The organism is Cellulomonas sp. zg-ZUI22 (assembly GCF_017353535.1).
Lineage (GTDB): Bacteria > Actinomycetota > Actinomycetes > Actinomycetales > Cellulomonadaceae > Cellulomonas > Cellulomonas wangleii.
Window position 1 is genome coordinate 749,039 of record NZ_JAFMUZ010000001.1, and the last position, 26,997, is coordinate 776,035.

Sequence of the window (26,997 nt, forward strand, 5' to 3'; positions counted from 1 at the left end):
CGGCGATGGAGTGCAGGCTGGAGCTGGTGATCCTCCCGGTGAGCGACGTGGACCGCGCCAAGGCGTTCTACGCGGAGCAGGTCGGCTTCGTCGTCGACCACGACCGGCGGGTGAGCGACGACCTGAGGTTCGTCCAGCTCACCCCGCGGGGGTCGGCGTGCTCGATCGCGTTCGGCGAGGGCCTCACGGACGCGGTGCCGGGGTCGGTCCAGGGGCTGCAGGTCGTCGTCGACGACGCGGACGTGGCGCACGCGTTCCTCGTCGCGCACGGGGTCGACGCGCCGCCCGTGCAGGACCTCGCGTGGGGGCGGTTCACGGGGTTCGCCGACCCCGACGGCAACCGGTGGGCGGTGCAGCAGCTCCCGCCGCGGGCCTCCTGACCGGCCGAGACGTCAGAAGAGCGTCAGGTCGTCCTCGGCGTCGTCCTCGACGTCCACGGCGGCGGCGGTGACCGCGACCGGCACGCGCGCCGGTTCCGGGGCGCGTGCCACGACCGCGCCGGGGGCGTCGGCGTCGTCGGTGCGCGCGGCCAGCACGCGGGCCGCCAGCCACTGCAGCGAGTGGAACTCGACCCGGGCCAGCGCGTCGTGCAGTCCCTGCGGGTCCACGGGCAGCAGGCCGGGGCCGGACCCCGCGGCGAGGTCCATCTCCAGGTCCAGGTCGGTGCGCATCGTCATCAGCTCGACGTTCTCCCAGAACGCCGCCCGCCCGTCGGGGTCCGCGAGCTTCTTGACGCACGCCTTGCCCAGCACCTCCGCGACGCGCGCGCCGCCGTTCGTGTCGACGTCCCAGAACGCGGCCTCGACCGACCCGAAGGCGTTGAGCAGGGCGACGCCGGTCTTCTCCCCGATGCCGCGGATGCCGGTGAGGTTGTCCGACGCGTCACCGCGCATCGCCGCGTACTGGCGGTACTGCCCGGCGTCGATGCCGAGCAGGATGCGCAGCCGCTCGGGGGTCAGCACGGGGGAGGCCTCGACGCCGCCGTTGATGATGCGCAGCACCGACGTCGTCTCGTCGACCAGCGCGAACGCGTCGCGGTCGGACGTGCAGACCACGGTGTGCCAGCCGGCCGCCGTCGCGGTGGCGGCTGCGGACGCCAGGACGTCGTCCGCCTCCAGCCCGTCCGGGATGACCACGTGCAGCCCGGCCGACCAGAACACGTCGACCGCGAGCGAGAGCTGGGTGACCAGGTCGGCGGGCTTCTCGGTGCGGTGCGCCTTGTAGTGCGGGTGCGCGACCTTGCGGACGTTCCCGGCGGCGTCGTCGAACCCGATGACGACCGCGTCGGCCGCGACCCGGTCGACCGCCCCGAGGATCTGCGAGAGCGCGCCCTTCACCGCCCACGTGGCCTGGCCGTCGCGGGTGCGCAGCTGCGAGCCGGCCAACGCGTGGAACGAGCGGTGCAGGAGGGAGTTGCCGTCGACGGCCAGGAGGGTCTTCGTCATGGGGGTCGGGCGGCCGGTGCCGCCCGGGTCCTTTCTCGCGTGCGCGCTCCCAGGGTAGGCGGTCGGGAGAGGGCCGTTCCCGGCCCCGCGGGGCCCGGTCGGCACGGCCCGTCGCGCACCTGCGCGGCACTCCCTCGCCCGTCCGCGCCGCCTGCCGTCACACGAAGGGACGGTGTGTGCGGCCTCACCCTTCCTTTTGCAGGTCAGCGCGTCGATGCTGGTGACGACGCCGGGACCCGGCGTCGACACCGCGAGGAACGTCGGAGACCCCGACACCCCCCGCAACGCCAAGAAAGTGGAGAACCCACGATGCACCCCGAGCTCTGCCTCATCGACTACCGCAACCGCGAACGCGCCATCGAGGTCGCCGCGGAGCGCCGCCGGGCCCACGCGGCCCGCTCCTCCAGCTCCCGCCCGACGGGTGGCCTCCGCCGCCGCCTCGGCCGGGCACTGCACCGCCGCTGAGGTCCCTTGCGCGACGGCCGGCCCCGCAGCGGGACCGGCCGTCGCACAGCCCGGGCGCGTCGACCGGACGGCCCCCGCCATGGGCCAGGATGTCTCCGTGATCCCCGACGCCCCCACCCGCACGGCATGACGCGACCCGCCTGGCTGCGGTGGCTCGACCCGCTGACCGCGATGATCCTGGCCGTCCTCGTGCTGGGGCTGCTGGTCCCGGTGCCCGAGGCCGTCGGTGCGGTCCTCGACACGGTCCGCACGGCCGCGATCGTGCTGCTGTTCTTCCTGTACGGCGCGCGGATGCCCACGCGGGAGGTCCTCGACGGCCTCAAGCGGTTCCGCCTGCAGGGGTCGATGCTGGCGGCGACCTACCTGCTGTTCCCGCTGGTGGGCCTGGCGGTCCAGCTGCTGCCCGACTCCGTCCTGGACCCGGACCTGCGCCGTGGCCTGCTGTACCTGTCGGTGCTGCCGTCGACCGTGCAGTCGTCGGTGGTGATGACGTCGATCGCCCGCGGCAACGTCGCGGGGGCCATCACCGGCGCGACGATCTCCAACGTCCTGGGCGTCCTGCTGACCCCGCTGCTCGTGGCGGTGCTGCTGGGGGCGACGGGTGCGGGGCTCGACGGCGGCGCGGTGAGCGGGATCCTGCTGCAGCTGCTGCTGCCGTTCGTCGTCGGGCAGCTGGTGCAGCCGTGGATCGGGGCGTGGCTGCGGCGGCACGGCGGTCTGCTGAAGGTGACCGACCGCTCGACGATCCTGCTGGTGGTGTTCACGTCCGTCAGCGCGGCGCAGACGGCCGGTGCGTGGGACGACCTGACGCTCACCGCCCTGCTGGTGCTGCTGGTGGTGTGCGCGGTGGTGCTGGCCGTCATGCTCTCGGCGACGTGGTGGGGCGGGCGCGCGCTGGGGCTGGACCGCGGCGACCGCATCGCGCTGCTGATGTGCGGCTCGAAGAAGTCGGCGGCGACCGGGCTGCCGATGGCGGCGGTGCTGTTCGCGCCCGCCGTCGCGGCGAGCGTCGCGCTGCCCGTGATCGCGTTCCACCAGCTGCAGATCGTGGTGTGCGCGATCCTCGCGCGGCGCCTGGCGGCGGCGGAGCCCGACCCCGCCTGACGGGCCCCGACGGCCCTGAGCGTCAGGGACCCGTCAGGGTGCGACCGCCGGCCGTATGGGTTCCGTGAGGACCGGCGCCGGGCGCCCGGCGCGGGTGTTGCATCGTCGCCGGCGCCCCCGACGGGTGCCCGGCGCCCGCCACGACGGGAGCCGTCCCCCGGACCGTGGAGACCCACGTGCTCGACATCGTCTACCTGCTCACCGCGGCCGCCGTGCTCGCGCTGACCGCCTGCCTCGGCAAGGCGGTGGAGCGGCTGTGATCGTCCTCGAGCTGCTCGCCGCGGGGCTCGGCGTCGCCGCGGTCGTCTACCTGCTCGTCGCGCTCGTCCGACCGGAGCGCTTCTGATGACCGGGCTGCTGGCCGTCCTCACCCTCGGCGCGGTCCTGCTGCTCCTCGCGGCCGCGTACCGGCCGCTCGGCGACTACATGGCGCACGTCTACACGACCGGCACGGACTGGCGCGTCGAGCGTGCCGTGTACCGCGTGCTGGGTGTCGACCCGCGCTCGCAGCAGACGTGGCCCGTCTACCTGCGCAGCGTGCTGGCCTTCTCGTTCGTCGGCGTGGTCCTCGTCTACGCGCTGCAGCGCACGCAGCAGTGGCTCCCGCTGTCGCTGGGGCTGGGGGCGCCGTCGGAGCACCTGGCGTTCAACACCGCCGCGTCCTTCGTCGGCAACACCAACTGGCAGTCGTACTCCCCGGAGCTCACGCTCGGGCACACCGTGCAGGCCACCGGTCTGGTGGTGCAGAACTTCGTGTCCGCGGCCGTCGGCATGGCGGTCGCCGTCGCGCTCGTGCGCGGGTTCGCGGCGCGCCGCTCGGTGACGATCGGCAACTTCTGGGTCGACCTGCTGCGCGGCTGCCTGCGCATCCTGCTGCCCGGCGCGCTGCTCGCGGCCGTGCTGCTGGTGGTCGGCGGGGTCGTGCAGAACCTCGCCGGGTTCACCGACGTGACCACGCTGGCCGGCGCGACGCAGTCGGTCCCCGGCGGGCCTGTCGCCTCGCAGGAGGCGATCAAGCTGCTCGGCACCAACGGCGGCGGGTTCTACAACGCCAACTCGGCGCACCCCTTCGAGAACCCCACGCAGTGGACGAACCTGCTCGAGATCGTCCTCATGCTCGTCATCCCGTTCAGCCTGCCGCGCACCTTCGGCCGCATGGTCGGCGACCACCGGCAGGGGTACGCGATCGCCGGGGTCATGGCGGCGCTGTTCTCGGCGTCGTTCCTCGCGCTCGTCGCGCTGGAGTCCGCCGCCGGCGGCACCGCGCCGGCGCTCGCGGGCGCCGCGACCGAGGGCAAGGAGGCGCGCTTCGGGATCGTCTGGTCGGCGCTGTTCGCGACGACGAGCACGGGCACGTCGACGGGTGCGGTGAGCTCGATGCACGACTCGTACACCGCGCTCGGCGGCATGCTGCCGATGCTCAACATGATGCTCGGCGAGGTCGCGCCCGGCGGCGTCGGGTCCGGCCTGTACGGGATGCTCGTGCTCGCGGTCGTCGCGGTGTTCGTTGCCGGCCTGCTGGTGGGCCGCACCCCGGAGTACCTGGGCAAGAAGATCGGCCCGCGCGAGATCAAGCTCGCGAGCCTGTACATCCTCGTGACGCCGACCCTCGTGCTCGCGGGCACAGCCCTGAGCTTCGGGGTGCCGGCGCTGCGCGACAGCGTCGAGGGGACGTCGATCTGGAACCCCGGCGTGCACGGCATGTCCGAGGTGCTGTACGCGTTCACGTCGGCCGCGAACAACAACGGCTCGGCGTTCGCCGGCCTCACCGCGAACACGCCGTGGCTGAACACGGCGCTGGGCGTCGCGATCCTGCTCGGCCGCTTCGTGCCGATGGTCCTGGTCCTGGCGCTGGCCGGGTCCCTGGCCGCGCAGGGCGCGGTCCCCGCGACGGCCGGCACCCTGCCCACCCACCGCCCGCAGTTCGTCGGGCTGCTCGCCGGTGTGGTCGTCGTCCTCACCGCACTCACGTACTTCCCCGTTCTCGCGCTGGGTCCCCTGGCGGAAGGGCTGATCTGATGTCCACCACGCTCGAACGCACCGACACCCGTCCCGCGCCCGCCCCGGCGCCCACCCCCGCCGGCGCGTTCACGTGGGCGCAGGTCCGCGACGCGCTGCCCGGTGCGGTCCGCAAGCTCGACCCGCGGCACATGTGGCGCAACCCCGTGATGTCCGTGGTCTGGGTCGGTGCGGCGCTCACCACCGTGCTGGCCGTCGCGGAGCCCTTCCTCGGCGGGCCCGCCGAGTCGGGCGGCACCACCGTGCCCGCGTCGTTCACCGGCGTCATCGCGGCGGTCCTGTGGGTCACGGCCCTGTTCGCGAACCTCGCGGAGTCCGTCGCCGAGGGCCGCGGCAAGGCGCAGGCGGACTCCCTGCGACGCACCCGCACGGCGACGGCGGCCCACAAGGTCGCGGCCTACGACGAAGCCCGCGACCCGGGCGCGACCCGTGCTCCGCTGGTCGAGGTGTCGTCGGCGGACCTGCGGCTCGGTGACGTCGTCGTCATCAGCGCGGGGGAGCTCGTGCCCGGGGACGGCGAGATCGTCCACGGCATCGCGTCGGTCGACGAGTCGGCGATCACCGGGGAGTCCGCGCCGGTCGTCCGCGAGTCCGGGGGCGACCGCTCGGCCGTCACGGGCGGGACGCGCGTGCTGTCCGACCGGGTCGTCGTGCGGATCACGTCGAAGCCGGGGGAGACGTTCGTCGACCGGATGATCGCGCTGGTCGAGGGCGCGAGCCGGCAGAAGACCCCCAACGAGATCGCGCTGTCGATCCTGCTGGCGTCGCTGTCGGTCGTGTTCGTCGTCGTCGCGCTCACGCTGAACCCGATCGCGTCGTACGCGGCGGAACCGGTGAGCGTCGCCGTCCTCGTCGCGCTGCTGGTCTGCCTCATCCCCACGACGATCGGCGCGCTGCTGTCCGCCATCGGCATCGCCGGTATGGACCGCCTGGTGCAGCACAACGTGCTCGCCATGTCGGGGCGGGCCGTCGAGGCCGCGGGTGACGTGACGACGCTGCTGCTCGACAAGACCGGCACCATCACCTACGGCAACCGGCAGGCGGTCGCCTTCGTCCCGCTCGGTGACGTCCAGCAGGCCGAGCTGGTGCGAGCCGCGGCCCTCGCGTCGCTCGCGGACCCGACGCCCGAGGGCACGTCGGTCGTCGACCTGGCCCGCCGCAGCGGTGCCGACGTGGGCACGGTCGTGCCCGGGGAGGTCGTGCCGTTCACCGCGCAGACCCGCATGTCCGGGCTCGACGAGCCCGACGGCACGCGGATCCGCAAGGGGGCCGGTTCGGCGGTCGTCGCGTGGCTCGAGGCGGAGGGGACGCCCATGGCGCCCGACGTCCGGGCCGAGCTGGACGCCGCCGTCGAGCACGTCGCACGGTCCGGCGGCACGCCGCTGGTCGTCGCGGTCGCGGCACCCGGTCGCGCCGGTCGCGTGCTCGGCGTCGTGCACCTCAAGGACGTCGTCAAGGAGGGGCTCGCCCAGCGGTTCGCCGAGCTGCGCGCCATGGGCATCCGCACCGTCATGGTCACGGGCGACAACCCCGTGACCGCCCACGCCATCGCGGCCGAGGCGGGCGTCGACGACGTCCTCGCCGAGGCGACCCCCGAGGACAAGCTCGCACTGATCCGCGCCGAGCAGGCCGGCGGCCACCTCGTCGCGATGACGGGCGACGGCACCAACGACGCCCCGGCGCTCGCGCAGGCCGACGTCGGCATGGCGATGAACACGGGCACGTCGGCCGCGAAGGAGGCGGGCAACATGGTCGACCTCGACTCGGACCCGACCAAGCTCATCGACGTCGTGCGCATCGGCAAGCAGCTGCTCATCACCCGCGGCGCGCTGACGACGTTCTCCATCGCCAACGACGTCGCCAAGTACTTCGCGATCATCCCCGCGATGTTCATGGGCGTGTTCCCGGGGCTCGCCGCACTGAACGTCATGGGCCTGCACTCGCCGGCCTCGGCGGTCCTCTCCGCGGTCGTGTTCAACGCGCTGGTCATCGTCGCGCTCATCCCGCTCGCGCTGCGCGGCGTGCGGTACCGGCCCCTCGACGCCTCCGCCGTCCTCGGCCGCAACCTCCTGGTCTACGGGCTCGGCGGCGTCGTCGTGCCGTTCGTGGGCATCTGGCTCATCGACCTGGTCGTCCGCCTCCTGCCCGGCTACTGACGCACCCGCACGTCCCGGCCCGTCCCGTTCCGCACGAGGAGAACCCGCATGCCCCTCGCCACCCGCACCGCCGCCCGCACCCTGGGCGTCGCCGTCCGCGCCATGGTCGTCCTCACCCTCCTGCTCGGCGTCGGCTACACCGCCGTCGTCACGGGCGTCGCGCAGCTGGTCGCCCCCGCGCAGGCGGGCGGCTCGCTCCTCACGGGTCCCGACGGCACCGTGGTCGGGTCCGCGCTGATCGGCCAGTCGTTCACCGACGCCGACGGCGAGCCGCTGGCCCGGTACTTCCAGCCCCGGCCGTCGGCCGCGGGCGACGGGTACGACGCGGGGGCGTCGTCGGGCTCCAACCTGGGGCCGGAGAACCCGGACCTGGTCGCCGCGATCGCGGACCGGCGCGCACAGGTCGCGGCGCTCGAGGGGGTCGAGCCGGGAGACGTGCCGCCCGACGCCGTCACGGCGTCCGCGTCCGGCCTGGACCCGCACGTCAGCCCCGCGTACGCGACGCTGCAGGTGCCGCGCGTCGCCGCGGCGCGCGGGATGTCGGAGCAGGACGTCGCCGACCTCGTGGCGCGGCACACTGGGGGACGCGGCCTGGGGTTCGTGGGCGAGCCGACCGTGAACGTGCTGCGGCTCAACCTCGCCCTCGACGACCAGGAGGGCTGAGCATGGCGCGTGGGCGGCTCCGCGTCCTCCTCGGGGCGGCACCGGGCGTGGGCAAGACCTACGCGATGCTCGAGGAGGGCCGCCGCCTGCGTGACGAGGGGCGTGACGTCGTGGTCGCGGTCGTGGAGACCCACGGCCGCGCCCACACGGCCGCGATGGTCGAGGGCCTGGAGGTGGTGCCGCGCCGCGCGGTCCGGCACCGGGAGGTCGAGCTCACCGAGCTCGACGTCGACGCCGTGCTGGCCCGCCGCCCGGACGTCGCGCTGGTCGACGAGCTCGCGCACACCAACGCGCCCGGCCTGGCGCGCACCAAGCGGTGGCAGGACGTGGACGCCCTGCTCGACGCCGGGATCGACGTGCTCTCGACCGTGAACATCCAGCACATCGAGTCCCTCAACGACGTGGTGGAGAAGATCACCGGCGTCGTCCAGCGCGAGACGATCCCTGACGCCGTGCTGCGCGCCGCCGACCAGGTCGAGGTGGTCGACCTCGCACCGCAGGCGCTGCGCGACCGGCTCGCCGGCGGCTACGTGTACCCGGCCGAGCGCGTGGACGCCGCGCTGTCGAACTACTTCCGCCTCGGCAACCTCACGGCGCTGCGCGAGCTCGCGCTGCTGTGGCTGGCCGACGAGGTCGACGCGGCGCTGCGCCTGTACCGCACCGAGCACGGCATCGACAGCCCGTGGGAGGCGCGCGAGCGGGTCGTCGTCACGCTCACCGGTGGGCCCGAGGGGGAGACGCTGATCCGCCGCGGCGCGCGCATCGCCGCACGCTCGGCCGGCGGGCAGCTGCTGGCCGTGCACGTCACACGCCAGGACGGCCTGCGCGGTGCCGCCCCCGGCGCGCTCGCGCACCAGCGGGCGCTCGTCGAGCAGCTCGGCGGCACCTACCACCAGGTCGTCGGCGACGACGTCCCGCGCGCGCTCGTCGACTTCGCCACCGCGGTCGACGCGACCCAGCTCGTCATCGGGGTGTCGCGGCGCGGGTGGCTCGCCACGGCGCTCAGCGGCCCCGGCATCGGCGCGACCGTGACCCGCGAGGCGGGGAAGATCGACGTGCACGTCGTCAACCACGCCGCCGCGGGCGGGCGGCCGCGGCTGCCGCGCGTCGGCGGCGCGCTCACGCGGCGGCGGCGCGTCGCCGGGTTCGCGCTCGCGCTCGTCGGCGGGCCGCTGCTGACGTGGCTGCTGGTCGCGACGCGCAGCACCGACGCGTTCGTCGCCGACGTCCTGGCGTACCAGCTGCTGGTGGTGGTGACCGCGCTCGTCGGCGGCCTGTGGCCCGCGGTCTACGCGGCGGTGCTGTCCGGGCTGACGATCGACTTCCTGTTCGTCGACCCCCTGCACACCGTCACCGTCTCGGAGCCGTCGCACGCCCTCGCGCTCGTGCTGTACGTCGTCATCGCCGTGCTGGTCAGCGTGGTGGTCGACCGTGCCGCCCGCACCACGCGCGCCGCCCACCGCGCCGCGGCGGAGAGCGAGCTGCTGGCGACCGTCGCCGGCAGCGTGCTGCGGGGGCAGGACGCCGTCGCCGCGCTCGTCGGCCGGGCACGTGAGGCGTTCGGCATGACGGCGGCACGGCTCGTGGTGGGTGGGCCCCCGGGCGGGCCCCCGCACGGTGGCGGCGACCCGGGCGGCACGGTGCTCGCGTCGGACGGCGAGGTGCCGCCCGGCGAGCCCGGCACGACCGTGCCGGTCGACGAGCGCGCCGTGCTCCAGCTCTACGGGCCCGACGTCGCGGCGTCCGAGCGGCGGCTGCTCAACGTCATCGCCGTCCAGCTGCGCGCCGCCCTCGAGCGCAGCGACCTGGCGTCGGTGGCCAGCGAGGTCGACCACCTCACCGCGTCGGACCGCGTGCGCAGCGCGCTGCTCTCGGCCCTCAGCCACGACCTGCGCCGCCCGCTGAGCGCCGCGACCGCCGCCGTCGGCGGCCTGCGGACGGCCGGTTCGCGGCTGAGCCCGGCCGACCGTGCCGAGCTGCTCGACACCGCCGACGAGAGCCTGCGCGCCCTGGCGACGCTCATGACCGACCTGCTGGACGTCAGCCGGCTCGACGCGGGGGTGCTCGCGTTCGCCCGCACCCACGTCGACACCGCCGACGTCGTGCTGCCCGCGCTGGACGAGCTGGGCCTGGGCCCCGACGAGGTCGAGCTCGACCTCGACCTGGCGGTGCCGCCGGTCCTGGCCGACCCCGTGCTGCTGCAGCGCGTGGTGGTGAACCTGCTGGCCAACGCGACGCGGCACGCCCCGCCCGGCACGCGGGTGCGCGTCGCGACCAGCACCTTCGCGGGGGCCGTGCAGATCCGCGTCGTCGACCACGGCCCCGGCATCCCGCGCGAGAGGCGCGACGACGTCTTCGTGCCGTTCCAGCGGCTGGGGGACACCGACAACGCCACCGGCCTGGGTCTGGGCCTGGCGCTGTCCAAGGGGTTCGTCACCGGCATGGGCGGCACGCTCATGCCCGAGGACACCCCGGGCGGCGGGCTGACGATGGTGGTGGCGCTGCCGTCGGCCGGCACGGACGACCCTGCCGACGCGACGAGGGGGACGACGGCATGAGGATCCTCATCGCGGACGACGACCCGCAGATCCTGCGGGCGCTGCGCATCACGCTCACCGCGCAGGGCTACGACATCGTCACCGCGACGTCGGGCCCGCAGGCGATCACGCAGGCGATCGACCACCGGCCGGACGTCCTCATGCTCGACCTCGGCATGCCCGGCCTGGACGGCGTCGACGTCATCCACGCGGTGCGCGGCTGGTCGCAGTCGCCGATCCTCGTCGTCTCCGGGCGCACGGGCGCCGCCGACAAGGTCGACGCGCTCGACGCGGGCGCCGACGACTACGTCACCAAGCCGTTCTCGATCGAGGAGCTGCTGGCGCGGATCCGGGCGCTGACGCGGCGCGTCGTGCTGGGCGTCGATGCCGCCCCGGTGGTGCGGTTCGGCGACGTCACGGTCGACCTGTCGGCCCGCACCGTGCTGCGCGGCCCGGACGGCGCCGGGGCGCCCGTGCGGCTGACGCCCACCGAGTGGCAGGTGCTGGAGCGGCTCGTGCGCAACCCTGGCCGGCTCGTGACGCGCCAGACCCTGCTCACCGAGATCTGGGGCTCGCAGCACGTCACCGACACCGGCTACCTGCGGCTGTACGTCGCCCAGCTGCGCAAGAAGCTCGAGCCGGAGCCCGCGCGTCCCCGGCACCTGCTCACCGAGGCGGGCATGGGCTACCGGTTCGACCCCGACGGCGGCGCCGTGGCGTCGTCCACCTCCGGCGCCTGAGCCCGGCTCAGGTCGGCGGTCCAGCGCTCCTCGACGCGGCCGAACCGCCACACCGCGAGCGCCACGACCCACGTGACCACGAAGAGCCCGACGATGACGAACCCGACGTGCCCGAGGTCGAGCCCACCGACCCACGCGATCGGTCCCGACTCCAGGCCCAGCCGCTCGGACACGATCGACATCACCTCGATGCCGCCGATGAGCAGCGCGACCGCCACCGACAGCCCGGTGATGGTGATGTTGTAGTAGACCTTGCGCACCGGCTTGGAGAACGCCCAGCCGTAGGCGAAGTTCATGAAGCAGCCGTCGATGGAGTCGAGCAGCGTCATCCCGGCGGCGAAGAGCACGGGCAGCGTGAGGATCGCGTACCAGGGCAGCTGGAACGCCGCGGCGCCGCCCGCGAGGACGAGCAGCGACACCTCGGTCGCGGTGTCGAAGCCCAGGCCGAAGAGCAGCCCCACGGGGTACATGTGCCACGGCTTGCGCACCGCCCGCGTCGCCGGGCCGAGCACGCGGTTGAGCAGCCCGCGGTTGTTCAGGTGCTGCTCGAGCGTCTCCTCGTCGTACCGCCCGCCGCGCATGTCCTTGAAGACGCGCAGGATCTGGCGCAGCACGACGAGGTTGAGGATGCCGATGACCAGCAGGAACACCGCCGACACGGAGATGCCGATCATCCCGGTGGTCCGCTGCAGCGTCGACGACTCGTCCTCGACCTGCCCGGCCAGCGCGCGGACCCCGAACGCGAGCAGCACGCACAGCACGAGCACGACCGTGGAGTGGCCGAGCGAGAACCAGAACCCGACGGACACCGGTCGCTGCCCGTCGGTCATGAGCTTGCGGGTGGTGTTGTCGATGGCGGCGATGTGGTCGGCGTCGAAGGCGTGCCGCATGCCGAGGGTGTACGCGGTGAGCCCCAGTCCGACACCGAACACGGTCGTGGAGTCCACCTGGAAGCGTGCCGGGGCCACGACGAGGACCAGGACGCCCCAGCCCACCACGGTCAGCGCGAGCACGACCGACGCCATGCCGGCGATGGACACCCGCTCGCCGCGGCTCAGGCGGCCGCGACCCCGACCCCGGACGGTCCCTGCACGCGTGCTGGACGTGGTGGCCATGGCGCTCCCCCCGGATACGTGGCACCCGAGGGCATCGGGTGCTCGCGCCGTCGACCACGCTACTGCGACCTGGTCGTGACTGCACCAGAAGGGGTGACACCGGGCAGACCGGTCGTCCTACAGTGGAACCACCGCGAACCCGGCGTGGGCGCGCCGGTCGTCCGGGCGGCCGTGAGGGGGCTGGGCGATGACGAGCGAGGCCACCATCGAGCACGTCGGCACGCTGCTGCGGGCGCGGGGCGAGCGCATGACGCGCGCCCGGCGCGCCGTCCTGACCGTGCTCGCACGCGACGGCGGGCACCTCGGTGCGGAGGAGATCCTCGGCCGCGTCGCCGACCTCGACCCGGGGGTGCACCGGGCCACGGTCTACCGGACGCTCGACGCGCTCGCGGACCTCGGCGTGGTGCAGCACGTGCACGTGCGACGCACCGGGACCGCCTACCACCTGGCCCACGGGGAGCGGGAGCACCTGCACGCCGAGTGCCGCGGCTGCGGTGCCGTCCAGGACCTGCCGGCCGACCTGCTCGACGACGTCGTCGGAGCCGTCGCGCGCCGCGACGGGTTCTGGATCGAGCCGACGCACGTCGCGCTGTCCGGGCTGTGCGCGGCGTGCACCGCGCCGGGTGCGCCCGTGCGCTGACCGTCAGGCGGTGACGACCTCCAGCGTGACGGGGACGTTGCCGCGGGTCGCGTTCGAGTACGGGCAGACCTGGTGCGCGGCCTCGACGAGCTGCTCCGCCGTCGCCTGGTCGACGCCGCCGAGCTCGACGTGCAGCGTGATCTCGAGCCCGAACCCGCCGGCGTCGGTGGGGCCGATGCCGACCTCGGCCGTGACCGCGGAGTCGGTGAACGTCACCTGGTCGCGGCGGGCCACGCCCTTCAGTGCGCTGTGGAAGCAGGCGGCGTACCCGGCGGCGAACAGCTGCTCGGGGTTGGTGGCCCCGCCCGGGCCGCCCATCTCGCGGGGGACGGCGAGGTCGACGTCGACGAGCCCGTCGGAGCTGCGGGTGTGGCCCTCGCGGCCCTCGCCGGTGGCCGTGGCGACCGCGGTGTAGATGACAGCCATGGGATAGCCTCCTAGAAAGAACGTTCGTTCTACTACCGTGGTCCACCTCACCCCCTGGAGGTGCGGATGTCAACCGCAGACGTCGCCCCGTACGGTGCGGGCATGGTCGAGAACCCGACGGGTCCGCGCGGGCCGTCCCCGGCCCGCGCCCGGCTGCTGCGCACCGCCGCCGACCTCTTCTACGCCGAGGGCGTCCACGCGGTCGGCGTCGACCGCGTCATCACCGAGGCGGGCGTCACGCGGGCCACGTTCTACCGGCACTTCCCGGGCAAGGAGGCGCTCGTCGTCGCGTACCTCGAGGCGGCCGACCGGGCCGTGCGCGCGGCGGTCGGCGAGGTCCCGCAGGAGCCCGGTGCGGCGGCGGGCTGGCTCACCGGCATGACGCTGCACGTGGCCGACGAGCTGTGCCGACCCGGCTTCCGCGGCTGCCCGTTCATCAACGCCGCGGCGGAGTTCCCCGACCCGGCCAGCCCGGTGCGGCGCGTCGTGCGCGAGCACCGGGACTGGCTGCAGGGGGTGGCGACCGAGGCGCTGCGTCGCGCCGGGCACCCCGACCCGCCGGAGGGCGGTCGGCGCTGGACCGCGCTGCGCGACGGTGCCATGGTCAGCGGCTACCTCGACGACGCGCAGGCCGCCCGTGCGACGCTGCGCGACGCGGTCGAGGAGCTCGTGCGGACGCGCTGACGCGCAGCCCTGGCGTCCGGGGCGCGACCGCCCGGCCGCCCCCGTCCCGTCAGCGCGTGAGCAGGTCCTCCGTCGTCGTGCCGGGCACGCTCACGGTCACCCGGGTCTCCCACGGGTCGCGCACGGTGACGGACCGGCCGTCGTCGGCGAACGGCAGGCCCCGCGCCCGCAGCCGGGCCGTCAGCGCGTCGAGGTCCTCGCGCCCCGGCACCGTGACGGCGACGTCGCCCAGCCCGAGCGTCGAGGCGCGCGGGCCGGCGCCCCGGCTGTTCCAGGTGTTCATCGCGACGTGGTGGTGGTACCCGCCGGCGGACGCGAACAGCGCGCCGGGGTAGCCGCGGACCGTGGCCTCGAACCCGAGTGCGTCGAGGTAGAACGCCTCCGCGACCGCGATGTCCCCGACCTGCAGGTGCACGTGCCCGACCCGCCCGGCGAGCGCCGGGCCGGCGTCGAGCGCCTCCTGCGTGAGGTGCGCGCGCAGGTAGGCGTTCGGGTCGAGGTGCTCGACGCCCATGACGACGTTGCCGTCGCGGTGGAGCCACAGGTCGCGGTCGCGGTCGGTGTACAGCTCGATGCCGTTGCCCTCGGGGTCCGTGAAGTAGAACGCCTCGGACACCAGGTGGTCGCTCGACCCGACGAACCGGCTGCGGGGGTCCTGCGCCGCGCGGTAGACGGTCGCGGACAGGCTCGTCGCGTCGTCGAAGAGGAAGGCGGTGTGGAACAGGCCGGCCTGCCGCGGGTCGACCGCGGGCAGTCCGGGGGTGTGGACGAGGCGCAGCATCGGCGTGGTGCCGCGTCCGAGCACGCGGTGCACCTGGTGGCCGCGGGCGCGCTCCTCCAGGGGCTCGAGCGCGATGGCGCCCGCGTAGTAGGACGTCATGCCCTCGAGGTCGCCGACGTGCAGCGTCACCGCGTCCATCGACGTGGCGGGCGCGAGCACGCGCTCGTCGGTGGGGCCCTGCGGGATCGTGGTCGACATCGTCAGCTCCGAGCATTAGTTGTGGTGACAACTGATGCTAGAGCGAACTAGTTCAACCGTCAACCTCTAGCGGGTCCGCCCGCCCGCGCGCCACCGCCTCGTCCGGCTGCACCCGCAGCGCCAGCATCGCCACGTCGTCGTCCCCGGCGGGCGCCATCGCCTCGACGAGGGCGTCGCAGACGTCCTCCAGGTCCAGGTGCGCCACGCCCTCGGCGCACGCGCGGAGCCGCTCCAGCCCGGCCTCCAGCCGCTCCCCGCGGCGCTCGACGAGCCCGTCGGTGTACAGCAGCACGGTCGCACCGGGCGCGAGCTCCTGCGTGTGGTCCCGCCGCACGGTGTGCCGTTGCAGGCCGATCAGCAGGTCGCTGCGGCGCGACAGCAGCTCACCGCGGCCGTCCGGGTGCAGCAGCAGCGGCGGCAGGTGGCCCGCGTTCGACCAGCGCAGGACACGCACACCCCGTCGCACCGCGTCGGGCGGCTGCTCGACACGCGCCAGGACCGCGGTGCTCAGGGCGTCGATCTGCAGGTCCTGCACCGCCCAGTCGAGCGCGGACAGGATCGCGGCCGGCGGCTGGACGACCGCGTGCGCACCGCCGCGCAGCACGTTGCGGATCTGCGCCATCCGCACCGCCGCCTGCAGGTCGTGGCCGGTGACGTCACCGATCACCAGGCAGGTGCACCCGTCGCGCAGCACGAACGCGTCGTACCAGTCCCCGCCGATCTGCGCGCCCGTCGACGCCGGGACGTACCGTGCGGCGAGCTGCAGGCCCCCCACCTCCGGCAGGGCGGTGAGCAGGCTGCGCTGCAGCTCCTCCGTGAGGTCCCGCCGCGCGGCGTGCAGGTGCGCGTTGTCCAGCGCGAGGCCCATCTGCGCGGTCACGTCCCGCAGGGCCGTGACGTCCGTCGCCGTGAACCCGTCCCGGGCGGCGCGCCGCGCGAGCGTCACGATGCCCCGGGTGCGGCCTCGCCCCCGCAGCGGCAGGACCATGAGCGTCTCGGGTGCCAGCCGCAGCAGCAGGTCCCGCACGGGGCCCGCCGCCACGATGTCCTCGAGCGACGGCGCGCCGAAGCGCATCACGGGCCGCGAGGTCGTCAGCGCCTCGGCCACCAGGGAGGTGCTCGACAGCGCCGGGACGCGCAGCGACCGGTACTCGTCGAGCAGCGGCTGCAGGGTGGGGTCGGCGTGCAGCGCCGCGACGTCGCGCAGGCGGCCTCGCCAGGGCCCCGCGCCGTCGTCCAGCAGGCTCGCGATGGCGAAGTCGGCGACGTCCGGCACCAGGTGGGGGAGCACGGCGTCCAGGGCGCGGACCGGGTCGACCGCGTCCGCGAGCACCCCGGCGACCCGGGCGAGCATGTCCGAGCGCGCGCGGCCCTGCTCGGCGAGCTCCAGCGCCTGGCGGCGCTCCGTCACGTCCGTGAAGTACACGGCGACACCGCCGCGCTCGGGGGTGGCACGGATCTCGTACCAGGCGTCGAGGGGTGCCGGGTAGTACGCGTCGAACACCTGCGGCTCGCCCGTGCGCGGTGCGGCGCGGTAGTGCTCCTCGAAGGCGGTGCCCCGCGCCGCGGGGAAGAGGTCCCAGATCACCCCGCCCAGGAGGTCGGCCCGCGTCCGCTCCAGGATGAGCTCGGCCTCGGCGTTGACGTACCCGAACCGCCACCGCTCGTCGAGCCAGAAGTAGCCGGTCGACATGTCCTCGAGGATCTGCTGCACCTGCAGGTCGCGCTCGCGCAGCGCGGTCGTGTCCGTCGCGACGCCGATGAGGCGCTCGGCGCGACCCGACGGGCCGGCCAGCGCCCGGCCCCGGGCGCTCAGCCAGCGCACGGTCCCGTCGGGACGCACCACGCGGAACTCGGCCTCGTACACGCCGCACCCCGCGATGGCGCTGTCGATCGCGGCCGCGACGCCTCTCGCGTCGGCCGGGTGCAGCCGGGCGTCGAACGCCTCGATCAGGCCGCTGAACGTCCCGGCGTCGTACCCGAAGACCTCCAGCAGCGTGGGGTCCCAGTGCAGCGCACCCGTCGCCAGGTCCCACTCGAACGTCCCCAGGCCCGCGGCCTGCGCGGCGGAGTCGAGCAGCGAGAGACGCGTCGCCTGCGCGGCCGAGTCGAGCAGCGAGAGGCGCTCGGCCTGCGCGTCGGCGCCCGGACGTAGGTCCGTCCCGTCCGTCGATCCGTGCACGTGCGCTCCTCACCCCTGGCCCATCCGTCCCCGGAGCGTGCCATGCGCGTCGCGCCGCGGCGAGGCGAGGCTGCACCCGTGTCGGCACCGCGCCCTAGTCTGAGGACCCCGCTCGCGCCAGGAGGACCGATGGCCACGCCCGTGCCCGCCCGCGCCGACACCCACGACCGCATCCGCGTCCACGGGGCACGCGTGAACAACCTCCAGGACGTGAGCATCGAGCTGCCCAAGCGGCGGCTGACGGTGTTCACGGGCGTCTCGGGCTCCGGCAAGAGCTCGCTGGTGTTCGGCACGATCGCCGCGGAGTCCCAGCGCCTCATCAACGAGACCTACAGCGCGTTCGTGCAGGGCTTCATGCCGACGCTCGCGCGACCGGAGGTCGACGTCCTCGAGGGGCTGACCACCGCGATCATCGTCGACCAGGAGCGGATGGGTGCCAACTCGCGCTCCACGGTCGGCACGGCCACCGACGCCAACGCGATGCTGCGCATCCTGTTCAGCCGGCTGGGGGAGCCGCACATCGGCTCGCCGCAGGCGTACTCGTTCAACGTGCCGACCGTGCGGGCCAGCGGCGCGATCGCGGTGGACCAGGGGCACAAGCGCGCGCAGAAGGTGTCGTTCGAGCAGATCGGCGGCATGTGCGCGCGCTGCGAGGGCATGGGCAGGGTCACCGACTTCGACCTCACCGCGCTCTACGACGACGGCAAGTCGCTCGAGGAGGGCGCGCTCACCGTCCCCGGCTACACGATGGACGGCTGGTACGGCCGCATCTTCCGCGCGAGCGGGCTCTTTCCGCCGGACCGCCCGATCCGCGAGTTCACCGAGAAGCAGCTGCACGGCCTGCTCTACCAGGAGCCGATGAGGATCAAGGTCGAGGGGATCAACGTCACCTACGAGGGCCTGATCCCCAAGATCCAGAAGTCGTTCCTCTCCAAGGACGTCGACGCGATGCAGCCGCACATCCGCGCGTTCGTCGAGCGCGCCATCACGTTCCAGACGTGCCCCGAGTGCGACGGCACGCGCCTCAACGAGGGGGCGCGGGCGTCGCGGATCGGCGGGCTCAACATCGCCGACGCGTGCGCGATGCAGATCACCGACCTGGCCGACTGGGTGCGTGCCCTGGACGAGCCGTCCGTCGCGCCCCTGCTCACGGCGCTGCGTGAGACGCTCGACTCGTTCGTCGAGATCGGGCTCGGCTACCTGTCGCTGGACCGGCCGTCGGGCACGCTCTCGGGCGGCGAGGCGCAGCGCACCAAGATGATCCGGCACCTCGGGTCCTCGCTGACCGACGTCACCTACGTCTTCGACGAGCCGACGGTCGGGCTGCACCCGCACGACATCGCGCGCATGAACGACCTGCTGCTGCGGCTGCGGGACAAGGGCAACACGGTGCTCGTCGTCGAGCACAAGCCCGAGGCCATCGCGATCGCCGACCACGTCGTCGACCTCGGCCCCGGGGCCGGGACGGCCGGCGGCCAGGTGGTGTTCGAGGGGAGCGTCGAGGGCCTACGGGCCAGCGGCACGCTCACCGGGCGCCACCTCGACGACCGCGCGTCGCTCAAGCCCGAGGTCCGCACACCGACCGGCGCGATCGAGATCCGTGGCGCGGCCACGCACAACCTCCGGGACGTCGACGTCGACGTGCCCCTCGGCGTGCTGGTCGTCGTCACGGGCGTCGCCGGGTCCGGCAAGAGCTCGCTGGTCCACGGCTCGCTGGCCCCGCTCGACGGTGTCGTGACGGTCGACCAGGGCGCCATCAAGGGCTCGCGCCGGTCCAACCCCGCGACCTACACGGGGCTGCTCGAGCCGATCCGCAAGGCGTTCGCCAAGGCCAACGGGGTCAAGCCCGCGCTGTTCAGCGCCAACTCCGAGGGTGCGTGCCCTGTCTGCAACGGCGCCGGCGTCGTCTACACCGACCTGGGGATGATGGCGGGCGTCGCCACGACGTGCGAGGTCTGCGAGGGCAAGCGGTTCCAGGCCGAGGTGCTCGAGTACACGCTCGGCGGGAAGGACATCAGCGAGGTGCTCGCGATGCCCGCCACGCAGGCCGAGCAGTTCTTCGCCGCGGGGGAGGCGCGCATCCCCGCCGCGCACGCCGTCCTGCAGCGGCTCGTCGACGTGGGCCTCGGGTACGTGACCCTGGGGCAGCCGCTGACGACGCTGTCCGGCGGCGAGCGCCAACGTCTCAAGCTCGCCACGCACCTGGGCGACAAGGGCGGGGTGCTCGTCCTCGACGAGCCCACGACCGGCCTGCACCTGGCCGACGTCGAGAACCTGCTCGGCCTGCTGGACCGGCTGGTCGACGCGGGCAAGTCCGTGGTCGTCATCGAGCACCACCAGGCCGTGATGGCCCACGCGGACTGGATCATCGACCTCGGGCCGGGCGCGGGGCACGACGGCGGACGGGTGGTGCTCGAGGGCACGCCGGCCGACCTCGTCGCGGACCGCTCGACGCTCACGGGGCAGCACCTGGCGGCGTACGTCGGGGCCTGACGCCGTCACGACCGCAGCTCGACGCCGATCTGCAGCGCGTCCAGCTCCGCCAGCGCCTGGGTCAGCACCGCCGACGGGTACGTGCCCAGGTCGCGCACGTGCAGCAGCTCCGCGCGCTGGGCGGTCAGCAGCGCGATGAGCAGGCGCTGCCCGGCCGCGCGGTCCAGCTCGCGCTGCTCGTCGTCGGCCGTGACCTGCGCGTCCAGCACGGCGAACCGGTGCCGGGTGCGCTCCACGACCGGCGCGGGGTACGGCGTGCCGTCCGGCTGGGTGAGGTCGGGGTCGTCCAGCCGGCGCAGCGCGGCCCGCCGCAGGTCGTCCCGCAGCGCGGCCAGGGCCGCCTCGTCGCGCTGCTCCCGCCCCGCCATCCCGAGCCGTCGCAGCACCCAGGGCAGCGTCGACCCCTGGATCAGGAGGGTCCCGGCGGCCACGACGAACGCGACGAGGACGAGCAACGACCGCTGCGGCGTGCCCGACGGCAGCGACTGGGCGGCCGCCAGGGTGACGGCGCCGCGCAGGCCCGCCCACACGAGCACCACACCCTCGCGCGGCCCGAAGCGCTCGGCGACCAGGTAGTCGATGTCGGCGATCTTGCGCTGCACCCGGCGCCCGACGGCCTCGGCCCCACCGTCCCGCGCCGCGGCCGCACCCCGCCGTGCCCGGCGTCTGGCGCGGCCGCGTCCGGCGGGCGGCTGTGGCAGCTCGCCGTCGTCGAGCCGCGCCTGGGCGTGCGTGAGCCAGTCGCGCACGGGCGGGGTCCGGTCGGTGCGCCGCGCGAGCTCCCACACCGACCAGGCGACGAAGACGGACCGCACGGCGAGCACGAGCGTGCCGGTGAGCGCGCCCAGCCCGAGCGCCACCCCCAGGCTGCCGTGCACGTCGAGGACGTCCTCCACGAGGCCGAACACCTCGAGGCCCATGAGCAGGAACACGGACCCCTCGAGCAGCAGCTCCAGCGTCCGCCACACCGCGATCTCGGTGACGCGGTCGCGCGCCCGCAGCGCCCCCGGTGCGGCGTGGCCCGTCACCAGGCCCGCGACCACGGCCGCGACCAGCCCGGACGCACCCAGGCGCTCGGTGGGCAGGTACGCGACGAACGGGACGACGAACGAGATCGCGACGTTCGACGTCGTGAGCGTGATGTGCCCGCGCGCCCACACGTGCAGCCGGCCGACCACGTAGCCGATGACCACGGCGACGACGACCGCGACCACGAAGTCGCCCGCCACCTCCAGCAGCGAGACGGTGCCGGCCGCGGCGACGATCGCCGAGCGCAGGAGCACCAGGGCGGTCGCGTCGTTGAGCATGGACTCGCCCTCGAGGACGGTGACGACGCGCGGCGAGACACCGGCCCTGCGGACGATCGAGGTGGCCACGGCGTCGGTCGGGCTGACCACGGCGCCCAGCGCGATGCCCGTGGCCAGGTCGACGTCCGGCACCACCGCCGACAGGACGAACCCGACGACCACCGCGGACACCACCACGAGCACGACCGAGAGCGCGGAGATCGTGCGCAGGTCGCGCCGGAAGTCCATCGTCGGCAGGGTCGTGGCCGACGAGTACAGCAGCGGCGGCAGCACGATCCCGAGGATCCACTCGGGCTGCACCTCGATCTCCGGCACGAACGGCAGGAAGCTCACGCCCGCGCCGACGAGCACGAGCAGCAGCGGGGCGGCGACCCCGGCGCGGGGTGCGACCGTCGTGATCGTGACGATGACGAGGACGGCCAGGACGAGGGCGGCGAGCAGGTCCACGCATCACCTCGGGTCGACGGGGTCGGGACTCAGCTCGCAGCCGGCTCCGCCCTCTCGGGTGCGGGGCGGTGGGTACCGCCCAGCACGCGGTTGAGCACGTAGAGCACGACCCCGATGCCCAGCAGCAGGCCGGCCCGTGCGTAGACGTCGGCCGACCGGCCGGTGAGCGGGGAGGCGAGGACGAGCGACACGACCGCCCCGAGCGCCGGCGCCCACGTGGGGGCACGGAAGCCGCGGGGCGCGTCGCCGTCGACCGCGCCGTCGCGGTCGTCGGGCCGCCGGCGGAGCACCAGCACCGAGACGTTGACCACGGCGAAGACGAGCAGCAGGAGCAGCACCGTCGTGTCCGCCAGGCCGGACAGGTCGCCCGTGCTGACGAGCGTCAGCGCGATCACGGTGGTGAACGCGATCGCCACCCACGGGGTCTGCCGGCGCCGGTCCACCAGGCCCAGCCAGCGGGGCACGATGCCCTCGCGCGACATCCCGTAGACCACCCGCGACGCCATGATCATGTTGATGAGCGCCGTGTTCGACACCGCGACGAGCGCGATGATCGCGAACAGCCACGGCGGGAACACGAGCCCGGCGACCCGGACCACCTCCAGCAGCGGGCCGGTGGACTCCGCGAGCGTCGCGGTGTCCACGAGCATCGAGGTGGTGAACGCGACCGAGAGGTAGACGACGCCCGCGATGGCGATGCCGCCGAACAGGGCGCGCGGGAAGTCGCTGCGCGGGTGGCGGCACTCCTCCGCCAGGTTGACCGAGTCCTCGAACCCGAGCAGCGCGTAGAACGCGAGCGCCGTGCCGCCGAGCACCGCCATCCACACCGGCCCGTCGGCGCTCAGCGTCATGGCCCGGCCCGGGTCGCCCTCGCCCGCGAGGAACGCGCGCGCCCCGATCACCAGGATCACCAGCAGCCCGGTGACCTCGACGGCCGTGAGCACGAGGTTGACCCGCACCGACTCCGAGACGCCGACGGCGTTGACCACCGCGACGAGCAGCACGAACGCCCACGCGGCGACGAGCGTGGGGACCGTGACGAGCTCGGCCAGGTAGTCCCCGCCGAACGCCCGCGCCGCCGCGCTCGCGCTCGTGATCCCGCTCATGAGCACGGCGAACGCCACGAGGAACGTCACGAACGGCCGCCCGAACGCGCGCTGCGCGTACACGGCCGCGCCCGCCGCGCGCGGGTACCGGGTGACCAGCTCGGCGTACGCCGTGGCGGTCAGCGCGGCCAGGCCGAACGCGAGCAGGAACGGGATCCAGATCGCCCCGCCCACCTCGGCCGCGACCTTGCCCGTGAGGGCGTAGATGCCGGCGCCGAGGATGTCCCCGACGATGAAGACCAGCAGCATCCGCCGCCCGACGCTGCGCTTGAGCGTCGGCGTGGACGTCGTGCCGGACGAGGTGGCGACCATGGCGACCTCCGGGGGTCCGCCGGCCGGCCGGCCGGGACTGCCGCCAGTGTCGCGCCGCGGGTGCGCGCCCGCTCGTCGAGGCGGCGGGCGTGCCCGTTCGACGCGCGGCCGCGGCGCCCCGCACCTACGCTCGGTGACTCCGGCGACGTGGCCCGGTGCGCGCCGCTCGCCGCGGGTCGCACCGTCCGCCACGCACGCCCTCGCACGACCACACGACCACACGACCGCCGGTCCGTCGCGGCCGGCGCGAAGGAGGACACCCATGAAGGGCAAGCTCACGTTCGTCGTCGGCGCCGGGGTCGGCTACCTGCTGGGGACCCGGGCGGGTCGCCAGCAGTTCGAGAAGATCAAGGGCTGGGCGTCGGACACCTGGAACGACCCCCGCGTGCAGGGCTACGTGCAGGACGCGGAGCATGCCGCCACGGAGTTCGCCAAGACGCAGGGCGGCGCGCTGAAGGACAAGGCCAAGGGCGCGTTCTCCGGCAGCGAGAAGGACGACACGACGTCGACCGACGACACGACGTCGACCGACGACACCAGCACGTGGGAGCCGTCGGACGGTCCGCTGGTCGACGCCGACGACGCCAACCCGGACGGCCCGCGCCACTGATCCCGGGCGCCACGTCCCCGGCGTCCGGGCCGGTGCCCGACGCCGGGCACGCGGGGCGCACCCGAGCGGTGCGCCCCGCGAGGCGTCGGACGGTGACCCGCGTCCCCGCCGAGGAGTGGCAGGGTGGGGGCGTGGGAGTCGAGCATCTGGTGGTCATGGGGGTCTCCGGCACGGGCAAGTCGACGGTGGGCCAGGCGCTGGCCGACCGTCTGGGACGGCCGTTCCTCGAGGGCGACGCGCTGCACCCGGCGGCCAACGTCGCCAAGATGAGCGCGGGTGAGCCGCTGGACGACGACGACCGGTGGCCCTGGCTGCGCATCGTGCGCGACACGATGACCGAGCGCACGGAGGCCGGGACGTCGACCGTCGTCGCGTGCTCGGCCCTGCGGCGCGTGTACCGCGACCTGCTGCGCGAGGCGCAGGGTGACGTGCGCTTCGTGCTGCTCGACGTCCCGGCCGGTGTGCTGCGCGACCGCATCGTGCACCGCACCGGGCACTGGATGCCTCCGAGCCTGCTGGAGTCGCAGCTCGCCACGCTCGAGCCGCTGCAGCCGGACGAGGACGGCGTGATCCTGCCGGTCACCGGCCCGCCGGCGGACGTCGTCGACGCCGCCCTCAGGGCCCTCACGCCCCACGCCTGACCCCCGACGGCGGGGGAGCGGTCCGCCGCGTCGGCGGCCCCGCGTGCGGCACGTAGGGTGCTGCGGTGCGTTCGCTGCTCGTCGACCTGACCCCGGTCCGGACGAGCCCCGCGTTCCGGCGTCTCTGGCTCGGGCTGTCGGTGGCGAACCTCGGCTCCCAGCTCACCGTCGTGGCCGTCGGGCTCCAGGTGTACGCGCTCACCGGCTCGACGCTCGCGGTCGGCGTGCTCGGCATCTGCGCGCTGGTGCCGCTCGTCGTCTTCGGGCTGTACGGCGGCGCCCTGGTCGACCACTACGACAGACGCACGGTCGCGGTGGTCGCGTCGCTCGTGTCGTGGGCGGCGGTGCTGGTGCTCGTCGCGCAGGCGGCGCTCGGCAACGAGCACGTCGGGCTGCTGTACGGGCTGGTCGCCGTGCAGTCGGCCGCGGGCGCGGTGAACTCGCCGGCGCGCTCGGCGATCATCCCGCGGCTCCTGGAGCCCCGGCTGATGCCCGCCGCCAACGCCCTGCAGACGATGGGGTGGAACGTCGCCCTCACGCTGGGGCCGCTGACCGGGGCGGTGCTGGTGGCGGGCATCGGGTACGTGTGGGCGTACGCGGTGGACGCCGTGCTCTTCACGTTCGCGCTGACCGCGCTGCTGCGGCTGCCGCCGGTGCCTCCGGAGCCGTCGGCGGAGCGTCGTGCACGGCTCGGTCTCGGCTCGGTCGTCGACGGCCTGCGGTACCTCGGCACGCAGCCGAACGTCCGCATGACGTTCCTGGTGGACGTCGTCGCGATGGTCACGGCGATGCCCCGGGTGCTGTTCCCCGCGGTCGGCGTGCTCTACCTGGGCGGGGGCGAGACGACCACGGGCGTGCTCACGGCGGCGATCGCCGCCGGCGGGATCCTCGCCGGGCTCTTCTCCGGAGGGCTGGCGCGCGTGCGGTGGCAGGGCCGCATCATCGCGGCGGCCATCACGGCCTGGGGTCTGTCGATCGTCGCGTTCGGCCTGGTGCTCGTCGCGGCCGGGCCGACGTCACCCGAGGGCGTGCTGCCCGTCGCGCTGGCGCTGGCCGTGGTGACGCTGGCGCTGGCGGGGGCGTCCGACGCCGTGTCGTCGGTGTTCCGGCAGACGATCCTGCAGACCGCGACGCCGGACCACATGCGCGGTCGTCTGCAGGGCGTGTTCGTGGTCGTCGTGGCGGGCGGCCCGCGCCTGGGCGAGCTCGCCCTGGGTGCGCTGTCGACCCGGGTGGGTGAGGCGTGGGCGCCCGTGATCGGCGGCGTGGCGTGCGTGGTGCTGCTGTGGGTGCTGGTGCGCGCGCAGCGCACGTTCTGGGACTACGACGCCCGCCACCCGACGCCCTGACGCCTGCTGCCACCCCGGCCGGGGTCGGGCCGCCCTCAGGCCGGTGCGCGCCCGTCGCCGGCGCCGCGGTCGTGCTCGGCGTCCTCCCGGTGCTCGGCGGCGAGGTCGCAGGCCGCGATGGTCGCGCCGGCGGTCGCGCTGGCCGGCTCGTTCTCGGCTGCGGCCGGCTGCCGGGCGTGCGCGGCGTCCGCCGGGTCGGCGTCATGCTGCCGCGTACGGGCCGCGTGCCGGCGCAGCGACGGCAGTGCGACGAGCGTGGCGACCAGCGCCGCGGCGCCGGACACCACGACGACCATGAACCCGGCGTGCGACCCGCCGGCGTCGATGCGGCTGCCCGCGACGGACGACCCCACCGACACGCCGATGCTCAGGCCGGTGCCGACCCAGGTCAGGCCCTCGGTGAGCCGGCCCGGAGGGACGAGCGCCGCGACCAGCGCGTTGCCGTTGATGATCGACGGGGCGATGGCGAACCCGGTGACGAACATGACCGCGGCGAGCACCCACAGCGACTCGGCGAGGAAGAACGCGCACACGCCCACGGCGAGCGCGACGACCCCGATGGCGAACCTGCGGTACAGCGGGGAGACCCAGTGGCGCGCGCCGTACAGCAGCCCGGAGATGAGCGAACCGAGCGCGAACACGGCGAGGATCACGCCCGCGAGGCTCTTGCGACCCGACTCCTCGGCGAACGCGACCGTGGCCACGTCGGTGGCCCCGAAGATCGCCCCGATCGCGACGAACACGAGCACGATGACGACCACGCCGGGGCGCTGCAGCACGCTGCCGCGCACCCGCGGCTCGTGGGCGGGGGCGGTGGGCGGCTCGGTGTCGCGCAGGGACAGGAACGCCAGGCCTCCGACGACCATCGCGACGACCGGCACCACGAGACCCGCGACGGGGGAGACGCTGGTGGCCAGGGCCGTCGCGGCGACGGGGCCGATGACGAAGACGAGCTCGTCGAGCGCCGACTCCAGCGAGTACGCGGTGTGCACGCGGCGGGGGTCGTCGCCGAGCAGGTGGTTCCAGCGGGCGCGGACCAGCGAGCCGAACGACCCGATGGTGGCACCGGCGAGCACGGCCGTGACGTACAGCCAGACCGACGGCGCGCGCATCGACGCGGCGACGACGAGCGCCACGATGCTGGTCGCCGACACCAGGATGGCCGGCCGCATGACCCGGGCCTGACCGTGCCGGTCGACGAGCCGGGCCAGCTGCGGCCCGCCGACCGCCTGCGCGATGACGACGGCTGCGGAGACGCGCCCGGCCAGCCCGTAGGAGCCGTACAGCGCGGACACCATGAGGACGATGCCGATGCCGACCATGGACATGGGCAGGCGCGCGACGATGCCGGTGGCCGAGAACGCGAACGCGCCGGGGCGCGCGAGGACGTCCCGGTAGGTCTGGAGCATGACCCCACTGTCGCACCCGCGGCCGACACGGTCCGACCGCGGTGCGACCTGCGCCCGGGGACGAGGTGCCCGCCGGCGGTGCGCCCGGCCCCGTGGGCGCGTCCCCGTGGTGGACGAGGCGTCTCGAAACGGCGCAAGAGGTGATGCGACGGGAACGTCGTCGCCATT

At 74.3% G+C, this 26,997-nt stretch carries 23 protein-coding genes; 15 read left to right on the forward strand and 8 right to left on the reverse strand.

Going from position 1 to position 26,997, the window contains the following annotated elements:
- Positions 1-5 precede the first annotated feature (5 nt).
- Positions 6-380, forward strand: a complete 375-nt coding sequence (locus J1G43_RS03435) for a glyoxalase superfamily protein (protein WP_207339581.1) — start codon at positions 6-8, stop codon at positions 378-380.
- Positions 381-392: 12 nt separating this feature from the next.
- Here the strand turns inward: J1G43_RS03435 and J1G43_RS03440 are convergent, their stop codons facing one another.
- Positions 393-1,445, reverse strand: a complete 1,053-nt coding sequence (locus tag J1G43_RS03440) for a 5'-3' exonuclease H3TH domain-containing protein (RefSeq protein ID WP_207377968.1) — start codon at positions 1,443-1,445, stop codon at positions 393-395.
- 309 nt (positions 1,446-1,754) lie between these two features.
- Here J1G43_RS03440 and J1G43_RS03445 point away from each other — a divergent pair, with 309 nt between their 5' ends.
- From J1G43_RS03445 to J1G43_RS03480, 8 genes are all read left to right on the forward strand, one after another.
- The gene (locus J1G43_RS03445) at positions 1,755-1,910 is read left to right on the forward strand and encodes a hypothetical protein (RefSeq protein WP_207339579.1); all 156 of its coding nucleotides are present in this window, start codon (positions 1,755-1,757) and stop codon (positions 1,908-1,910) included.
- A gap of 126 nt (positions 1,911-2,036) precedes the next feature.
- Positions 2,037-3,014: a bile acid:sodium symporter family protein gene (locus J1G43_RS03450; RefSeq protein WP_207339578.1), complete on the forward strand. Its 978-nt coding sequence runs from the start codon at positions 2,037-2,039 to the stop codon at positions 3,012-3,014.
- A gap of 256 nt (positions 3,015-3,270) precedes the next feature.
- Positions 3,271-3,360, forward strand: coding sequence for a potassium-transporting ATPase subunit F (locus J1G43_RS18880; protein WP_207369955.1), 90 nt, complete (start codon positions 3,271-3,273; stop codon positions 3,358-3,360).
- Positions 3,360-5,033 (forward strand): potassium-transporting ATPase subunit KdpA, encoded by a 1,674-nt coding sequence (gene kdpA, locus J1G43_RS03460; RefSeq protein ID WP_207339576.1) that lies wholly within the window; start codon positions 3,360-3,362, stop codon positions 5,031-5,033. The genes J1G43_RS18880 and kdpA overlap by 1 nt, the downstream gene beginning before the upstream one ends.
- Positions 5,033-7,189 (forward strand): potassium-transporting ATPase subunit KdpB, encoded by a 2,157-nt coding sequence (kdpB, locus tag J1G43_RS03465; RefSeq protein WP_207377969.1) that lies wholly within the window; start codon positions 5,033-5,035, stop codon positions 7,187-7,189. The genes kdpA and kdpB overlap by 1 nt, the downstream gene beginning before the upstream one ends.
- Positions 7,190-7,237: 48 nt before the next feature.
- Positions 7,238-7,852 carry a potassium-transporting ATPase subunit KdpC gene (gene kdpC / locus J1G43_RS03470; RefSeq protein WP_207377970.1) on the forward strand — a complete coding sequence of 205 codons (615 nt, stop codon included), beginning with the start codon at positions 7,238-7,240 and terminating at the stop codon, positions 7,850-7,852.
- 2 nt (positions 7,853-7,854) lie between these two features.
- On the forward strand, positions 7,855-10,410 hold the full coding sequence (locus J1G43_RS03475; protein ID WP_207377971.1) for an ATP-binding protein: 2,556 nt from the start codon (positions 7,855-7,857) through the stop codon (positions 10,408-10,410).
- Entirely contained in the window at positions 10,407-11,129 is a 723-nt protein-coding gene (locus J1G43_RS03480) for a response regulator (RefSeq protein ID WP_207369959.1), read from the forward strand. The genes J1G43_RS03475 and J1G43_RS03480 overlap by 4 nt, the downstream gene beginning before the upstream one ends.
- On the opposite strand, the gene J1G43_RS03485 is transcribed toward J1G43_RS03480, so the two are convergent.
- The gene (locus tag J1G43_RS03485) at positions 11,075-12,244 is read right to left on the reverse strand and encodes a HoxN/HupN/NixA family nickel/cobalt transporter (protein WP_242635193.1); all 1,170 of its coding nucleotides are present in this window, start codon (positions 12,242-12,244) and stop codon (positions 11,075-11,077) included. The genes J1G43_RS03480 and J1G43_RS03485 overlap by 55 nt on opposite strands.
- Positions 12,245-12,431: 187 nt before the next feature.
- On the opposite strand from J1G43_RS03485, the gene J1G43_RS03490 reads away from it, so the two are divergent.
- The gene (locus J1G43_RS03490; protein WP_207369960.1) at positions 12,432-12,884 is read left to right on the forward strand and encodes a Fur family transcriptional regulator; all 453 of its coding nucleotides are present in this window, start codon (positions 12,432-12,434) and stop codon (positions 12,882-12,884) included.
- Positions 12,885-12,887: 3 nt separating this feature from the next.
- Here J1G43_RS03490 and J1G43_RS03495 read toward each other — a convergent pair whose 3' ends face one another.
- Positions 12,888-13,310, reverse strand: a complete 423-nt coding sequence (locus J1G43_RS03495) for an organic hydroperoxide resistance protein (RefSeq protein WP_207377972.1) — start codon at positions 13,308-13,310, stop codon at positions 12,888-12,890.
- Between the two features lie 102 nt (positions 13,311-13,412).
- Between J1G43_RS03495 and J1G43_RS03500 the strand changes: the two genes are divergently transcribed.
- Positions 13,413-13,994 (forward strand): TetR/AcrR family transcriptional regulator, encoded by a 582-nt coding sequence (locus tag J1G43_RS03500; RefSeq protein WP_207377973.1) that lies wholly within the window; start codon positions 13,413-13,415, stop codon positions 13,992-13,994.
- Between the two features lie 49 nt (positions 13,995-14,043).
- Here J1G43_RS03500 and J1G43_RS03505 read toward each other — a convergent pair whose 3' ends face one another.
- Entirely contained in the window at positions 14,044-14,973 is a 930-nt protein-coding gene (locus J1G43_RS03505) for a VOC family protein (protein WP_207377974.1), read from the reverse strand.
- A 52-nt stretch (positions 14,974-15,025) separates the two neighbouring features.
- Positions 15,026-17,155: a SpoIIE family protein phosphatase gene (locus tag J1G43_RS03510; protein WP_207377975.1), complete on the reverse strand. Its 2,130-nt coding sequence runs from the start codon at positions 17,153-17,155 to the stop codon at positions 15,026-15,028.
- A 129-nt stretch (positions 17,156-17,284) separates the two neighbouring features.
- On the opposite strand from J1G43_RS03510, the gene J1G43_RS03515 reads away from it, so the two are divergent.
- Positions 17,285-19,648 (forward strand): excinuclease ABC subunit UvrA, encoded by a 2,364-nt coding sequence (locus J1G43_RS03515; RefSeq protein WP_207377976.1) that lies wholly within the window; start codon positions 17,285-17,287, stop codon positions 19,646-19,648.
- A 5-nt stretch (positions 19,649-19,653) separates the two neighbouring features.
- Here the strand turns inward: J1G43_RS03515 and J1G43_RS03520 are convergent, their stop codons facing one another.
- Positions 19,654-21,402, reverse strand: a complete 1,749-nt coding sequence (locus J1G43_RS03520) for a sodium:proton antiporter (protein WP_207339565.1) — start codon at positions 21,400-21,402, stop codon at positions 19,654-19,656.
- A gap of 29 nt (positions 21,403-21,431) precedes the next feature.
- On the reverse strand, positions 21,432-22,820 hold the full coding sequence (locus J1G43_RS03525) for an APC family permease (protein ID WP_207339564.1): 1,389 nt from the start codon (positions 22,818-22,820) through the stop codon (positions 21,432-21,434).
- Positions 22,821-23,082: 262 nt separating this feature from the next.
- Here J1G43_RS03525 and J1G43_RS03530 point away from each other — a divergent pair, with 262 nt between their 5' ends.
- The 3 genes from J1G43_RS03530 (at position 23,083) to J1G43_RS03540 (ending at position 25,420) form a co-directional block, all read left to right on the forward strand.
- Positions 23,083-23,430 (forward strand): YtxH domain-containing protein, encoded by a 348-nt coding sequence (locus tag J1G43_RS03530; RefSeq protein ID WP_207339563.1) that lies wholly within the window; start codon positions 23,083-23,085, stop codon positions 23,428-23,430.
- A gap of 131 nt (positions 23,431-23,561) precedes the next feature.
- Positions 23,562-24,071 (forward strand): gluconokinase, encoded by a 510-nt coding sequence (locus tag J1G43_RS03535; RefSeq protein ID WP_249670645.1) that lies wholly within the window; start codon positions 23,562-23,564, stop codon positions 24,069-24,071.
- Between the two features lie 65 nt (positions 24,072-24,136).
- The gene (locus tag J1G43_RS03540) at positions 24,137-25,420 is read left to right on the forward strand and encodes an MFS transporter (RefSeq protein ID WP_207339562.1); all 1,284 of its coding nucleotides are present in this window, start codon (positions 24,137-24,139) and stop codon (positions 25,418-25,420) included.
- 35 nt (positions 25,421-25,455) lie between these two features.
- Here J1G43_RS03540 and J1G43_RS03545 read toward each other — a convergent pair whose 3' ends face one another.
- A complete protein-coding gene (locus J1G43_RS03545; protein ID WP_207339561.1) occupies positions 25,456-26,829 on the reverse strand; it encodes an MFS transporter in 1,374 nt (457 codons plus the stop codon).
- Between the last annotated feature and the right edge of the window lie 168 nt (positions 26,830-26,997).

Excerpts from the sequence above, each read along its gene's own strand:
- J1G43_RS03435 (WP_207339581.1), top strand. The coding sequence starts at position 6 with ATGGAGTGCAGGCTGGAGCTGGTGATCCTCCCGGTGAGCGACGTGGAC.
- kdpB (WP_207377969.1), top strand. The coding sequence starts at position 5,033 with ATGTCCACCACGCTCGAACGCACCGACACCCGTCCCGCGCCCGCCCCG.
- J1G43_RS03530 (WP_207339563.1), top strand. The coding sequence starts at position 23,083 with ATGAAGGGCAAGCTCACGTTCGTCGTCGGCGCCGGGGTCGGCTACCTG.
- kdpC (WP_207377970.1), top strand. The coding sequence starts at position 7,238 with ATGCCCCTCGCCACCCGCACCGCCGCCCGCACCCTGGGCGTCGCCGTC.
- J1G43_RS03445 (WP_207339579.1), top strand. The coding sequence starts at position 1,755 with ATGCACCCCGAGCTCTGCCTCATCGACTACCGCAACCGCGAACGCGCC.
- J1G43_RS03490 (WP_207369960.1), top strand. The coding sequence starts at position 12,432 with ATGACGAGCGAGGCCACCATCGAGCACGTCGGCACGCTGCTGCGGGCG.
- J1G43_RS03495 (WP_207377972.1), bottom strand. The coding sequence starts at position 13,310 with ATGGCTGTCATCTACACCGCGGTCGCCACGGCCACCGGCGAGGGCCGC.
- J1G43_RS03545 (WP_207339561.1), bottom strand. The coding sequence starts at position 26,829 with ATGCTCCAGACCTACCGGGACGTCCTCGCGCGCCCCGGCGCGTTCGCG.
- J1G43_RS03450 (WP_207339578.1), top strand. The coding sequence starts at position 2,037 with ATGACGCGACCCGCCTGGCTGCGGTGGCTCGACCCGCTGACCGCGATG.
- J1G43_RS03515 (WP_207377976.1), top strand. The coding sequence starts at position 17,285 with ATGGCCACGCCCGTGCCCGCCCGCGCCGACACCCACGACCGCATCCGC.
- J1G43_RS03485 (WP_242635193.1), bottom strand. The coding sequence starts at position 12,244 with ATGGCCACCACGTCCAGCACGCGTGCAGGGACCGTCCGGGGTCGGGGT.
- J1G43_RS03525 (WP_207339564.1), bottom strand. The coding sequence starts at position 22,820 with ATGGTCGCCACCTCGTCCGGCACGACGTCCACGCCGACGCTCAAGCGC.
- J1G43_RS03440 (WP_207377968.1), bottom strand. The coding sequence starts at position 1,445 with ATGACGAAGACCCTCCTGGCCGTCGACGGCAACTCCCTCCTGCACCGC.
- J1G43_RS03475 (WP_207377971.1), top strand. The coding sequence starts at position 7,855 with ATGGCGCGTGGGCGGCTCCGCGTCCTCCTCGGGGCGGCACCGGGCGTG.
- J1G43_RS03505 (WP_207377974.1), bottom strand. The coding sequence starts at position 14,973 with ATGTCGACCACGATCCCGCAGGGCCCCACCGACGAGCGCGTGCTCGCG.
- J1G43_RS03480 (WP_207369959.1), top strand. The coding sequence starts at position 10,407 with ATGAGGATCCTCATCGCGGACGACGACCCGCAGATCCTGCGGGCGCTG.
- J1G43_RS03500 (WP_207377973.1), top strand. The coding sequence starts at position 13,413 with ATGGTCGAGAACCCGACGGGTCCGCGCGGGCCGTCCCCGGCCCGCGCC.
- kdpA (WP_207339576.1), top strand. The coding sequence starts at position 3,360 with ATGACCGGGCTGCTGGCCGTCCTCACCCTCGGCGCGGTCCTGCTGCTC.